The organism is Streptomyces sp. NPDC014891, from assembly GCF_043081085.1.
Classification (GTDB): Bacteria; Actinomycetota; Actinomycetes; order Streptomycetales; family Streptomycetaceae; genus Streptomyces.
This window is the reverse complement of sequence record NZ_JBIBWF010000004.1, coordinates 752,339-765,711: the sequence shown is the minus strand read 5'-3', so window position 1 is coordinate 765,711 and position 13,373 is coordinate 752,339. Positions and strand designations below refer to the sequence as shown.

Below are 13,373 nucleotides of genomic sequence, written 5' to 3'. Positions count from 1 at the left end.
CCGCCTAGCCGTCGAACCCGAGCACGGTGGTGAACCCCGAGACGCCGTCGGCGAAGCCGGTGCCGATCAGCGTGGTGGCGGGCTCCTTGCGTCCGAAGCCGGCGGAGTACCAGCCCAGCGGCGGGTGGTTCTCGCCGCGGTGCGCCCGCCAGGACAGCTCCTCGGGGAGGTCGAGTACCGCGGAGCGGTCCTCGCCGTCCCGGGTCCAGGTGAGCACCGCCCGGTTCCCCGTCAGATCCGCGGAGATCGCCGGTCCGAGGTGGAAGGCCAGGCGCACGGTGCCGCCGCCGCTGACCTCGTCGACCACGCGCAGCTCGCGGCTCGCGCCGGTCAGCTCCACCCGGCGGCGGTGCACGGAGCCCCCGTAGCCGTCGTGCTCGGCGGACCAGCGCGCCGTCCCCCCGGTGTCCGCGCCGGACGGGTCCGCGACCAGCACGCGGGTGCGGGCGTGCCGGGTCCACAGGAACGGGCCGCCGGACACGGACTGGTCGGCGCCGTCCAGTTCCAGGGTGTTGTGGCCGAGGGTCGACCGGAAGTAGCGCCGCCACTCCGGCTGCCCGTGGTAGCAGAAGGTCCCGGGGTCGGCGAGCACGTCGACGCCGTCGTGCCGCACCTCCACGGACAGGGCGTCCGCGTGGGCGTGGGCGGCGATCGAGAGGAAGCCGTGGGGGCCGCCGTCGCAGCGGCACCAGATCTCCCCCGGACCGCGCAGGATGGTCATGCCCGCGTCGGCGAAGTGGGCCGGCCGGCGCGCCGGCCGGGTCACCCTCGGCGCGGCCCCGTCCCTCGCGTACGGCCGGACCAGCGCGGTGAGCAGCGGCGTCCGCACATCGGTGCCGGTCACCTCCGGCCACCAGTCGAGCCGGCCGAACAGGGCTTCCCCGGTGGCGAGGAGAGAGCCCCAGCGGTCGGTGCCCGCGCCGTCCAGGACCAGGCCGTGTCCGTCGTCCGCGTCCCCCTGGCGCGGCGGCCGTAACCGGCCGTCGACGACGGCGGCGAGGGCGTCGGTCATCCGCAGCAGCACCAGCCGCACGGTCGCGGGGACCGGCACGCCCGCGGCGTCCGCCTCGGCCACCGCGGCGAGTCCGAGTTCGAGCACCAGTCCGTGGTACTCGGTGGCCAGCTCGCGGTTGAGGCCCGAGCCGAAGGTGTTGCTCCGCAGGTGCCGGTCCAGCATCCGCATCGAGTCGGCGCGCCGGCGCGCCGAGTCGGGGAACCAGTCGAACGCGCAGGCCGCGGCGAGCTGCCCGGCGGCCTCCGCGACGATGTGGTTGTTCGCCGAGGAGCCCCGGCTAGGGAAGGCGGCCAGCCAGCGCTGGTGGTGCCAGATCTGCCTGCGCGCCACCGGGTTCTCCTCGAACAGCGCGGCCGCCCCCGGCCAGCCGTCGAGCAGCCGCCGGACCCACACCCAGGAGAGCAGCCGGATCCCGAGCTCGATGCCGCTGATCCAGTGCACCCCGCGCAGCGGGGCGTTGGCCGCCCACCACAGCCGCAGGTGCCGGGCCACCCGCTCCGCGTACCGCTCGTCCCCGGTGACCGCGTACGCGGCGGCGAGCACGGTGAGGTACTGGTGCCGGGACGGCTCCCAGATCTGCTTGATGTCCCCGACCACCTCCTCGCGCCGGTACGGCACGTCGAAGGCGTACCCCCACGGAGCCCGTCGGCCGGTCTTGGGGTCGTACCACCAGTCGGGGTCGACCAGGTCGTCGCGGTGCACCCCGAAGAACTCGGCGTGCCCCGCCATCAGCCGGTCCGCCTCGGCCACCAGGCGCTTCGCCGCCTCCGGGGGCACCGAGGCCAGGGTCCCGGCGGGCAGCACGGCGGTGAACCGGGCGCCGGTCGCGTCCGGGCACTCCGGCAGCGCCGAGCGCCAGCGCCGCCGGCGCACCGCGTCGGCCACCCGGCCGCCGACCTCCTCCGGCCCCATCCGCGACAACCGCCGGAGGTACCAGCCCGCGCTCATGCTCATCGCGCCCCCGCCAGCGCCACCGGAGTGCCGCTCGCCAGCGAGTCCCGCACGGCGAGGGTGGCCGCGGTGGTGGCCACGAGCGACTCCAGCGGCACCGGCATCGGGCCGCCCGTCCGCACCGCCTTGACGAACGCGGCCAGCTCCGCGTTCTGGCCCTTGTTCCGGGCCTGCGGCAGTCGCGAGCTGACCCAGCGGCGGCTTCCGTAGACCGAGGCGCGGACGAAGTCGTCGAGCCGCAGCACCTTCCCGTCGGCCACCAGGTCCAGCGTCTCCTTGGGGAAGCTGGACGGGCCGGTGGTCACATAGCCGACGGTGGCGGTGGATCCGTCCGGGTACCCCAGGACGACCTGCAGGTCGTCCTGGCCGGACGAGGCGACCGCGTACACCGAGACGGGGTCGGCGCCGAGCAGCCAGCTCGCCGTGTCGATGAAGTGCCCGCCCTCGCCGGCGAAGCGCGAGCCCTCGGTGCCCTGCCGGAGGTACCAGCTGCCGTGCTGGAGCCGTCCGGCGTTGACCAGGTAGCGGAGGTGGGCGGGACCCGTCCGGACGCCGAACTGCGCCTTCGCCTCCTGCAGGAGCGGCGCGAACCGCCGGTTGAAGCCGACCTGGACCCGGTCGTTCCCGGACTCCTCCACCGCCGCGAGCACACCGGCCAGCTCGTCCTCGGTCAGCGCGAGGGGCTTCTCCACGAACACGGTCTTGCCGGCGAGGAGGGCCTTGCGGGTCAACTCGGCGTGGGAGCTGTGCCGGGTCACGACGAACACGGCGTCGACGGACGGGTCGCCGAGCACGGCGTCGAGATCGGTGGTCGCGTCGGCGAAGCCGAACTTGCGCTGCGCGTTGGCCGCGGACAGGGCCGTCGTGGTGACGACGGTGGACAGCGCGACGCCCTCGCGCCGGGCCAGGTGCGGCAGCAGCATCGACGTCGCGTAGTTCCCCGCGCCGACGAACGCGAGCCGCACCGGCGTCCTCGACGACCGGGTCGTGGCGGGCGCCGGGCCGCCGCGGCGGACGGCGGGCAGGGTGACCGCGGGCGCCTGCTCCCGGCCCTCGTCCTCGGGGTACCGGAACAGCACGGCGACGGCCTTCAGTTCGCCGTCCTTGAGCCGCCCGTACGTCTCGACGGCGTCGTCGAAGTCGGCGACGTGGGACACCAGCGGCTCCACGTCGACGCTGCCGCGGGACACCAGGTCGAGGAAGCACGCGAGGTTGCGGCGCTCCGTCCAGCGGACGTACCCGATCGGGTAGTCCCGCCCCTCCAGCTCGTACTCCGGGTCGTAGCGGCCGGGGCCGTACGACCGGGAGAACCGGACGTCCAGCTCCTTCTCGTAGTACGCGTTCCACGGCAGGTCCAGCCGGCACTTGCCGATGTCGACGACCCGGCCGCGGTCCCGGCACAGCCGGGCGGCCAGCTCCACCGGCTGGTTGCTGCCGCCGCCGGCCGCCAGGTACACCTGGTCCACGCCGTGGCCGTCGGTGAGTTCGGCGACGGCGGCCTCGACGGCCGAGGAGTCGGGATCGCCGCAGGCCGCGGCGCCCAGCCGCTCGGCGAGCTCGCAGCGCGCCGGGTCGGGGTCGACGCCGACGACCCGGACGCCCGCGGCGGCCAGCAGCTGCACCACCAGTTGCCCGATCAGTCCGAGCCCGATGACCAGGGCCACCTCGCCGAGCTGCGGTTCGCCGCGGCGGACGCCCTGCATCGCGATCGACCCGACGGTGCCGAACGCGGCGTGCTGCGGCGCGAGGCCCTCCGGCACACGGGCGTAGAGGTTCTTCGGCACCCAGTTCAGCTCGGCGTGCAGGGCGTGCTCGTTGCCCGCGCAGGCCACCACGTCGCCGACCTTCACGTCGTCGATCCCGGGCCCCACCTGCTCGACCACCCCGCACAGCGAGTAGCCCAGCGGCGTGTAGGAGTCCAGCTTGCCCATCACCTTCTGGTAGGTGGCGGGAAGGCCGTTGGTGGCCACGCTCTGCATGACCTTCGCCACCTGGTCCGGACGCGAACGGGCCTTGCCCAGCATCGACATGCCGGCCTCGGACACCTTCATGAGCTCGGTCCCGGTCGAGATCAGCGAGTAGGAGGTGCGGACCAGCACACCGCCCGGCTTGCATCCCGGCACCGGCACGTCGAGCACCGCGAGCTCACCGCTCTTGTAGTTCTGTACAACCTGTTTCACCGAAGTCCCCTTGTTTCTAAGCCTTCTCGTGCGCATCGCGGCCGGACCCGGAGGTCGCGCCGCGATACCAGTACTCGAGGGTCAGCACGTGCCAGAGATGCTTGGAGAAGTCCCGCTGCCCGGCGGCGTCCTCGGCGACCATCCGCGCCAGCGCGTCGCGTCGCAGGAACCCGTTCCGGACGAGCACGCCGTCGTTCACCACCTCGCGCACCAGCGGCGCCAGGTCGCGGCTCATCCAGGCCCGCAGCGGGGCGCTGAACAGGCCCTTGGGCCGGTACACGATCTCCCGCGGCAGGACCGTGGTGGCCGCCTCCTTGAGGACGGCCTTGCCCTGCCGCCCCACGATCTTGCGGTCGCCGGGCACCGCGAACGCCGCCCGGACCACCTCGACGTCCACGTACGGCACCCGCACCTCCGTCGACGCGGCCATGCTCGACCGGTCCGTGTACGCGAGGTTCAGACCCGGCAGGAACATCCGGGCGTCGCCCAGGCACATCCGGTTCACGAAGTCGTCGAGGTCGTTGTCCTCGTAGACGTCCTCGTGCTCGGTCAGCACGTCCCCGACGGTCCCCGCCAGGTCCGGGTCGACCAGGCCGAGCAGCTCCTCCCGGTCGTACATGGTGTAGCTGCGCCGGAACGCCGTCTCCTCCGGCAGGTCCGCGAAGGAGAGGAACCGCTTCGCGAACCGCACCGACCGGTACCCGCGGCGCGCCGAGGCGACCGGCAGCCGGTCCACCGCCGAGGAGAGACCACGCCGCAGCGGGCCGGGGACGCGCTGATAGCGCAGCGCGATCAGGTTCGCCAGGTGCTTGCGGTAGCCGGCGAACAGCTCGTCGGCGCCCATCCCCGAGAGCATCACCTTCACCCCGGCCTCCCGGGCCGCCGAACAGATCAGGAAGGTGTTGATCGCGGCGGGGTCCCCGATCGGCTCGTCCAGGTGGTACGTCATCCGCGGCAGCAGATCGAGCACGTCCGGCGCGATCTCGATCTCGTGCAGGTCGACGCCGAACCGCTCGGCCACCCGACGGGCGTACCGGAGGTCGTCCGGCATCGCCTCGAACCGGGCGTCCTCGGCCCGGAACCCGATCGTGTAGGCGGAGATCCCCGGCCGGTCGCGCGCCGCGAGCGCGGTCAGATAGCTGGAGTCCAGACCGCCGGAGAGGAAGGTGGCCACGGGGACGTCGGCGAGCAGGTGGCGCCGGGTCGACTCCTCGACGACGGCGGCGATGTCGGGCAGTTCGCCGCTCCGCGCCCGCTCCCGGCCCTCGGCCGCGACCTCCCGCAGGTGCCAGTACCGCCCGCGCTGCACCCCGCCGTCCGGACGGAACCTGATCCAGCTGCCCGGCGGCAGCTTCTCCGCCTCGCGGAAGGCGCACCGCGAGTCCGGCACCCAGTAGTAGAGGAGCGAGGCCACCAGCGCGGCGTCGTCCACCTCCAGCGGGCCGCCGACGGCGGTGGACAGGGCCTTCAGCTCGGAGGCGAAGACCAGGCCGCCGCCGCGCCGGAGCAGGAACAGGGGCTTGATGCCGAGCTGGTCGCGGGCGAGGACCAGCTCCCCGGTGCGCTCGTCGAAGACCCCGAACGCGAACATGCCGCGCAGCCGGGGCAGGCAGTCCGTGCCCCAGCGCCGCCACGCCTCCAGGAGGACCTCGGTGTCGGAGGTGCCCCGGAAGCGCACGCCGGAGGAGGCGAGTTCGGCCCGCAGCTCGGGCGCGTTGTAGAGCTCGCCGTTGTACGTGAGGACCAGCCCGTCCGAGACCATCGGCTGGGCGCCGGTCTCCGACAGGTCGACGATGGCCAGCCGTCGGTGCCCCAGGTGCACCTCGCCGTCACCGGCGCGGTGGCTGTACCGGCCGGCCCCGTCGGGACCGCGGTGGGCGAGGGTCTCGGTGAGCCGGTCGGTGACGACCTTGCCGTCCGGCCATCGGTACGTGCCTGCGATGCCACACATGTCCTACCGCCCTTCCTGGTCGTCGTCCGCCACCCGTGCCGCCCACATCGGCAGCCGTTCCGTCCTCCGCCGGCCCGTCCCGTTCCGCCGGGCCGGCGGATCCCCCTCGTCGCGCGGCGCGGCCGGCGGCCCGTCCCACAGCGTCCCGTCGGTCCGGTCGCCCGGATCGGGGTCGATCAGCACCACACCGATGACGGAGATCCGCTGGTCGGCGAGGTGACGCGCCACGGTGTGCAGCCAGGCGGCGCTGCCGTGTCCCGCGCGGACCACGAGGACCGTCCGGGTGCCGAGGTGCTGGAGGTCGCCCCACGCCGTGCCGGGCGCCACCGAGCCGATGCCGAGCCGCCGCTGCTGGTGCGGCACCGAGGAGGCGTCCCCGGCGTCGACCACGGTGAGCTCCTCCTGCTTCCGCCCGCGGCGGGCGAGCGGCCGGCCGGGCAGCCCGTCGAGGACGGCCACGGGGCCGTCCGCCGCGAGTTCCCCGGCGAGGTCCCGCGCGATCCCGGCGGTGGCGCGGGCGGAGCCGAGTTCCAGCAGCGACACCGGTTCCGCGGACCCGCGCACGGTGCGGGACACGGAGGAGGCGAGCCTCGTCCGGGCGGCCCGGACCCGGCGCCGGCGCCACCACCGCGGCGAGCGGCCGGGCAGTTCGGCGATGACGGAGGCGCCCAGGTGCGCGGCGATCTCGCGGCGCAGCACCGGGCGGTCCGCCACCACGGCGCCCACGGCGGCCACCCCGAGCCCGAGGGCCAGTCCGAGGGCCAGCCCGATCCCCGCGCTGGTGGCCGCGGTCGTGGGCAGGGAGTGCCGGACGAGGCGGGGCGCGTCCACGATCTGCGTGCCGGAGACGAGCCGGGGCGTGCCGATCCTGGCCTCCGCGGCGCGTCGTCCGTAGTCCGATATCTGGGAGGTGAGTTCGGCCCGCCGGGCGAACAGCGTCTCGCGGTCCGCCGACACCTTCGGCCCCTCGTCCTGCGAGCCCTCCCCGATCGTCCGGTCGACCTCGGCGAGGTCCTTGCGGAGCCGGTCGCGCTGGTCGAGGAGGGCCTTGGCCTCGGCGTCCGCCGCCTCCCTTATGCGCCTGACGTGGTCGGCGACGAACGCGTCGGCCAGCGCCTGCGCGCGCGCCACGGCCTCCGTCCCGCTCGCCCCCGCCACGTCGATCCGCAGCAGGTTGTTGGTCAGTCCGACGGCCTCGTAGTCCTCCATGAAGTCCTCGGACTTCTCCCGGGAGCCGAGGGCCCGCAGGGCCTCGTCGGCGATCCGGGTCGTCCGGAGCAGCGCGGCGTCCGTCTGGATGAGGGTTCCGGGGTCGTTCGGCTGGTCCTCCTGGTGCGCCACCAGGAGCTTGGTCGTCGCCGTGGGCGGCGGGGGCAGCAGGACCGCGGACGCCCCGCCGAGGAGCAGGCCCACGAGGGCCACGGAGGACCAGAGGCGGCGCCGTCTGCGGACCGCCACCACCAGGACCTGGAGGTCGAGGAGGGGAGCGGGGCCCGTCGGCTCGGAGGCCGTACGCGTCGTCATGCCGCACCGCCCTTCGTGCCGGCGCCCACCGCGGGCGCCGGAGCGGGCCCCCGGCGGGAGCGGCCGGCGGCACGCTCAGGACGCGCCCGGACCGTGCCGGCCAGGACGGTGCCGATCACCTCGTGTCCGGCGTCCGCGCAGGCCTCGGCGATCCCGGTGAGCTCCCCGGCGGTCCAGCTGCCCGCGCCGACCACGAGGAGGGCGCCGGACTCGGATTCGCGGTCCGCGACCATCGGCCGGGACACCGGAACGTCCACGACGTGCAGCACCAGGCCCTCGGGGTGCGCGGAGTCGGCGGCGGGGTCGCTCCCGGCCTCCGCGACGAGTTGCTCGGCTGCCCTGCGGGCGGTCTCGTCGCCCTCCGGCACGACGACCAGCAGCCGTCCCGACGGCAGCCGGTCCCGCAGGCGGGCGCCCACCCGCCGGTAGCGGATCCGCCTGCTCTCCTCGTCGCCCGAGGCGCCCGGAGACGGGACGTCCCAGCGGACGTCGATGCCGAGGAGCCGGCGGAACAGGGCGCGCGGGCCGCCGCCGGACCGGTCCGCGGTCCGGCCGCCGGCCACGTCGACGCTGCCGAGCAGGGGCGAGCCCAGGGCCGCGGTGATGTCCGCCCCGGTCCGCAGCCGGCGTCCGACCCGCGCGGCGGCCAGGTGGCAGACGACCGCGAGCAGCACGAACAGCAGCGCCCCGGCCAGGACGAGCTGCACCCGGGTCGGCGGGGCCTCGCCGGCGGGCCGGGCCGCGGGGCCCATGACGACCATGTCGGGCCGCTCCTTGGCCGGGCCGGCCTGTTCCAGCTTGTCCACGGCCTCCTGGAGCGTGGTGCGCAGCTTGGAGAGCTCGGTGCGGGTCTGCACGCTCTCCACGCTCTTTCCCGGACCGGCCTCGTCGGCCAGTTCGTCGATGCGGCGGGTGGTCCTGGTCACCAGCTGCCGCAGCTCCTCGGGCCGCTTCGCCGCCGCCGGGTCGGTGTGCGCCCCCGTGATCTGGGCGGCGAAGACGACGAACTGGTCGGCGACCGTGTCGGACAGCCGCTGGGCGCGCTCCGGTGTGCTCGCCGTGCCGGAGATCTTGATGATGTTGCCGTCCGCCGCCTCCGCGGTGACCCGGTCCCGCAGCTCGGCGCCGTCGACGCCCGCCCAGCCCAGGGCGGTCGCCGCGCGGTCGACGACCACCGAACTGGTCGCGATCTCCGCCTGGGTGAGGAGTTCGCGTTCCTCCCACGCCCCGGGCAGCAGCACCGACGCCGAGGTCGTGTACCGCGGCGGGAGCAGCAGGGAGGTGCCGTAGCCGACGAGCGCTCCCACCACGGCCAGGATGGTGAGGAAGCGCCCGCGACGACGGATGATCCGTCCGATCGTGACCAGACGTATGGTGTCTTCGCTCAACGACGCGGCCTTCTCCCCGTCCGGGCCGGGCCGTTCGCCGACACGGGGGCGTGGTCGCGACAGGCGGCCGCGTAGGCGGCGAGCAGCTGCTCCTGCGAGTGCCGCCAGGCGAGTTCCCCGCTGATCCGCTCCTGGCCGGTCTTCCCCATCCGGGCGCGCTCCTCGGGGTCGTCGAGGAGCCGGGCGACGAGTCCGGCGAACGCGCCCTCGTCGTTGGCGGGGGCGTACACGGCGGCGTCGCCCGCGGAGACCCGGGCCTCCCGCAGGTCGAACGAGACGATCGGCCGGCCCATCACCATGTACTCGAGGACCTTGTTCATGGTCGACACGTCGTTGAGCGGGTTGCGCGGGTCGGGGGAGAGGCAGACGTCCGCGGTGGACAGGTACCGCGCCAGGTCGGCGTCCGGGACGCGTCCGGTGAACTCCACCTGATCCGCGAGTCCCAGCCGCCGGGACAGCCGGACCATCGCGTCGAAGGCGTCGCCGGAGCCGACGAACACCGCGTGCCAGTCGCTCCGCCCGAGCTCGTCGCGGAGCCTGGCGAGCGCCCGCAGCGCGTAGTCGACGCCGTCCTGCGGTCCCATGACGCCGAGGTAGCACAGCAGATGGGGCTTGCCGCGCTTGAGCTCCGGCTCGGGCGGCACCGGGTGGAACCGGTCGACGTCGGGCGCGCTGCGCACCACGAACACGTCCTCCGGCCGCCGGCCCCCGCGGCGCAGCGCGACGTCCCGGTAGCTCTCGTTGGTGGCGAGCACGACGTCCGCGGCCCGGTACGTCATCCGTTCCAGCGCGCAGACGGCGCGGTAGAGCAGGTCCTCGCCCCGGTCGAACCGGGAGAGGTACAGCTCGGGCACCAGGTCGTGCTGGTCGAAGACGAACCGCGCGCCGCGTCGCTTCAGCCAGCGGGCCGGCAGGAACAGCAGGTCCGGCGGGTTGCAGGCGTGGACGACGTCGACGGGGCCCACCGCGCGGGCGAGCCGGAGCGTGTGCCAGAGCGCCGTTCCGTACTCCTTCAGATAGCCGGCCGGACCGCCGGTGGCCGCGCGCAGGGGGTAGCGGTGGATCCGTACCCCGTCGATCACCGCCTCCGGCTCGGTGTCCCGCTTCTCGCCCCGGGGGCAGATGACGTGCACCTCCCACCCGGCGTCGCGCAGGGTCGTGCACTCCTGCCACACGCGCCGGTCGAACGGCACCGACAGGTTCTCCACCAGGATCAGCGCGCGCCGGGTCGGCCCGGCGCTCCCGGTCATGTCACCAAGCAAGGCCCACGTACCCCGGTTCGGCCCGGCGCTCGTCGGCGTCGGGAAGGTGGATGAGATCGACGATCACCGGGGTGTCGCCGTGGGGGAGCGCCGACAGGACGGCCGGGTCCCCGGTGCCGACCAGGCACACCTCGGCGTGGTCGATCACCTCGTCGACGGAGTCCGCGAGCAGCTGCGCGAGGTGCGGCAGCCGGGTCTCGATGTACTCGCGGTTCGCGCCGAGCAGTCGGGAGAGGTTCACGTTGGGGTCGTAGATCCGCAGGTCGTACCCCTTGCCGAAGAGCCGCTCGGCCAGCTCGACGAGCGGGCTCTCGCGGAGGTCGTCGGTGCCGGGCTTGAACGACAGGCCGAACAGGCCGACCCGGCGCTTCCCGGTGCGCTCGACCAGGTCCACCGCGCGCTGGAGGTGGTCGGCGTTGGACGCCAGGACGTGGGCGAGGATCGGCACCGAGACGTCGTGCCGCCGCGCCGCGTGCACCAGGCTGCGCAGGTCCTTGGGCAGGCAGGAGCCGCCGAAGGCGAAGCCGGGCCGCAGGTAGGCGGGGCTGATGTTGAGCTTGCGGTCGGCCAGGAAGACGTCGATCACCTGGTGCGAGTCGACCCCGAGGGCCCGGCACACCGCGCCCAGTTCGTTCGCGAAGCCGATCTTGAGGCCGTGGAACGCGTTGTCGGCGTACTTGATCGCCTCGGCCGTGGGGACCGGCACCCGGAAGACCTCGCCGGGCAGCCCGTCGTAGAGGGCCGCGACCACGTCGCCGCTCTCCCGGTCGAGTTCGCCGATGACGGTCTTCGGCGGGTCGAAGAAGTCCCGCACGCTGGTCCCCTCGCGCAGGAACTCCGGGTTGACCGCGACGCCGAAGTCCACCCCGGCCGTGCCGCCGGCGAACTTCTCCAGGATCGGCACCAGCAGGTCGAGGCAGGTCCCCGGTAGCATGGTGCTGCGGAACACGACCGTCTGCCGCCCGCCCCGCTCGGCGACCGCGGCCCCGATCTCCTCGGTGACCCGCTCCAGATACGTCGTGCACAGGCTGCCGTTGGGTTCCGAGGGCGTGCCCACGCAGACCAGCGACACGTCGCTGGCCAGGATCGCCTCACGGACGTCCCGGGTGGCGCGTAACGCACCGGTCCCCACCATGTCGGCGACGAGCTCGCCGATCCGCTCCTCGACGACCGGCGCCTTGCCGTCGTTGACCAGGTCGACCTTCACCTGGTTCACGTCCACGCCGATGACCTCGTGTCCGAGGCTGGCCAGGCACGCGGCCGATACGCAGCCCACGTAGCCGAGCCCGAAAACGCTGACTCTCATGCCCTGTTCCTCCCCCTGGGCAGGCCCTTGCGGCCTGCCGTCCCCGAACCGACCGGACGACGCCCCCCGTGCATCAGTAGGCCCCCTGGCCGTGGATCACCGCACGGAGCGTCTTCCACAAGATCACCGTGTCCAGCGCGAGTGACCAGTCCTCCACGTACCGCAGGTCCAGCCGGACCGCCTCCTCCCACGACAGGTCGCTGCGTCCGCTGATCTGCCACAGGCCGGTGAGCCCCGGTTTCACGAGCAGGCGCCGCCGGATGTCCGGTCCGTACGCGGCGGACTCCTCCGGCAGCGGGGGCCGCGGGCCGACCAGCGACATGGAGCCGGTGAGCACGTTGAACAACTGCGGCAGTTCGTCGAGCGAGTAGCGGCGCAGCACCGTTCCCACCCGGGTGACCCGTGGGTCGCGTCGCATCTTGAACAGCAGGCCGGCGCCCTCGTTGCGGTGGGCGAGCTCGGCGCGGGCCGCGTCCGCGCCGACGACCATGGTGCGGAACTTGAGAATGGTGAACTCGCGGCCGTCCTTGCCGACCCGGCGCTGGCGGTAGACCGCGCCGCCCCGGCTGTCGACCACGACGAGCAGCGCGACGAACGCCATCAGCGGCGCGAACAGCAGCAGCAGGGCCGCCGCGCCCAGCCGGTCGACGATCTCCTTGACCGCCCGGCGGCCGCCGGTGAAGGCCGGCATGCTGACCCGCAGCAGCGGGATGCCCAGGACCGCGTCGACGTGCAGCCGCGGACCGGCCACCTCCATGAGGACCGGGGCGACGACCATCTCGGCGTCGCTGCCCTCCAGGTTCCAGGCCAGCCTCTGCAGCCGGTCGGGCGACCAGTGCGGGTCGGGTGTGACCGCGACGACCCGGTAGCCGTCCCGGCGCACGTGGCCCGCCACGTCGGACAGCTCTCCGACCACCGGTACGCCGTCCACCTGGTCGAGGTCGGCCCCGGGACTCCCCGCGGTGCACACCGCCTCCACGCGCCAGCCCAGGTGCGGGAACTTCCGGGTGCGGGCGATCAGGTCGCGCACGGTGGACGGGCTGCCGGCGGCCAGCACCGGGCGCAGACACCGCCCCTCGATGCGCTGCCGGTGCAGCCAGAGGCGGAGCAGGTACCGCTCGGTCATCGTGACCAGCGCGATCACCGGCAGGGCCACGAAGATCCAGAGTTTGATGTTGCGCGAGGTCAGGGCTATGCCGCCCAGCGCGAGCACGACCGCGGCGGTGCCCAGGGAGCGGCCGAGCCGGCGGAACTCCTCCGCCCCCTGTCCGAGGACGGCCGGGGCCCAGGCCCTGCTCACCGCGAGCGCCCCGAGCACCAGCAGCTCGGTGGCGAACGCGAGGATCCGCCACTTCTCGTGCCAGTTCGCCGCGTCACGGGCCCCGAAGAAGCCCCCGATCGCCGCCACCACCAGGGCCGTGGCCACGGTGTCGCTGACGATCACGGCCCGGCGGTAGCGCTGCTCCCAGTCGATCGTGGTCCGGCTGATCGGTCCGTTGTCCAGGCGCCCGGGCGCCGATGGAAACGGACTGACTAATTCCCCCTGCTGCACAGACCCCCCCAGGGCGTCAGTGGGCTCGACGTGTTGGCTCCACACGGTTCCTCTCCCCCCGGGAGGCCCCCGCCCCCCGCGCTGCTCCTCCCCTCGGGAGGCCCCCGCCTCCCGCCCCGCGCTGTTCCTCCTGCCGGGAAGGGCCCCCGCCCTCCCCGCGCATGACGTACCGGTGTTGCAGCGTTCCGTGGACACGGTGACGCGGGCGACCGGGGATGTGCGCGCCGACCGTCCGCCGGCACGT

Annotated in this window: 8 protein-coding genes; all 8 read right to left on the bottom strand. The window is 74.0% G+C overall.

Annotation, left to right across the window (positions count from 1 at the left end):
- Nucleotides 1–4 precede the first annotated feature (4 nt).
- Nucleotides 5–1,969, bottom strand: a complete 1,965-nt coding sequence (locus ACF09E_RS15235; RefSeq protein WP_392205621.1) for an alginate lyase family protein — start codon at nucleotides 1,967–1,969, stop codon at nucleotides 5–7.
- The gene (locus ACF09E_RS15230; protein WP_392205620.1) at nucleotides 1,966–4,146 is read right to left on the bottom strand and encodes a bi-domain-containing oxidoreductase; all 2,181 of its coding nucleotides are present in this window, start codon (nucleotides 4,144–4,146) and stop codon (nucleotides 1,966–1,968) included. Before ACF09E_RS15230 ends, ACF09E_RS15235 begins: the two co-directional genes overlap by 4 nt.
- Nucleotides 4,147–4,162: 16 nt before the next feature.
- Nucleotides 4,163–6,097 carry an asparagine synthase (glutamine-hydrolyzing) gene (gene asnB, locus ACF09E_RS15225; protein WP_392205619.1) on the bottom strand — a complete coding sequence of 645 codons (1,935 nt, stop codon included), beginning with the start codon at nucleotides 6,095–6,097 and terminating at the stop codon, nucleotides 4,163–4,165.
- 3 nt (nucleotides 6,098–6,100) lie between these two features.
- Nucleotides 6,101–7,621, bottom strand: coding sequence for a Wzz/FepE/Etk N-terminal domain-containing protein (locus ACF09E_RS15220; protein ID WP_392205618.1), 1,521 nt, complete (start codon nucleotides 7,619–7,621; stop codon nucleotides 6,101–6,103).
- Complete coding sequence (locus ACF09E_RS15215; RefSeq protein WP_392205617.1) at nucleotides 7,618–9,009, bottom strand: polysaccharide biosynthesis protein; 1,392 nt, start codon at nucleotides 9,007–9,009, stop codon at nucleotides 7,618–7,620. Before ACF09E_RS15215 ends, ACF09E_RS15220 begins: the two co-directional genes overlap by 4 nt.
- Entirely contained in the window at nucleotides 9,006–10,259 is a 1,254-nt protein-coding gene (locus ACF09E_RS15210; protein WP_392205616.1) for a glycosyltransferase family 4 protein, read from the bottom strand. The genes ACF09E_RS15215 and ACF09E_RS15210 overlap by 4 nt, the downstream gene beginning before the upstream one ends.
- A 1-nt stretch (nucleotide 10,260) precedes the next feature.
- On the bottom strand, nucleotides 10,261–11,577 hold the full coding sequence (locus ACF09E_RS15205) for a nucleotide sugar dehydrogenase (RefSeq protein WP_392205615.1): 1,317 nt from the start codon (nucleotides 11,575–11,577) through the stop codon (nucleotides 10,261–10,263).
- A gap of 73 nt (nucleotides 11,578–11,650) precedes the next feature.
- Complete coding sequence (locus ACF09E_RS15200) at nucleotides 11,651–13,129, bottom strand: sugar transferase (RefSeq protein WP_392205614.1); 1,479 nt, start codon at nucleotides 13,127–13,129, stop codon at nucleotides 11,651–11,653.
- Nucleotides 13,130–13,373: the final 244 nt, after the last annotated feature.

Bases quoted from the DNA above. Each gene is read 5' to 3' on its own strand.
- ACF09E_RS15220 (WP_392205618.1), bottom strand. From the start codon at position 7,621: ATGACGACGCGTACGGCCTCCGAGCCGACGGGCCCCGCTCCCCTCCTC.
- ACF09E_RS15210 (WP_392205616.1), bottom strand. From the start codon at position 10,259: ATGACCGGGAGCGCCGGGCCGACCCGGCGCGCGCTGATCCTGGTGGAG.
- ACF09E_RS15205 (WP_392205615.1), bottom strand. From the start codon at position 11,577: ATGAGAGTCAGCGTTTTCGGGCTCGGCTACGTGGGCTGCGTATCGGCC.
- ACF09E_RS15235 (WP_392205621.1), bottom strand. From the start codon at position 1,969: ATGAGCATGAGCGCGGGCTGGTACCTCCGGCGGTTGTCGCGGATGGGG.
- asnB (WP_392205619.1), bottom strand. From the start codon at position 6,097: ATGTGTGGCATCGCAGGCACGTACCGATGGCCGGACGGCAAGGTCGTC.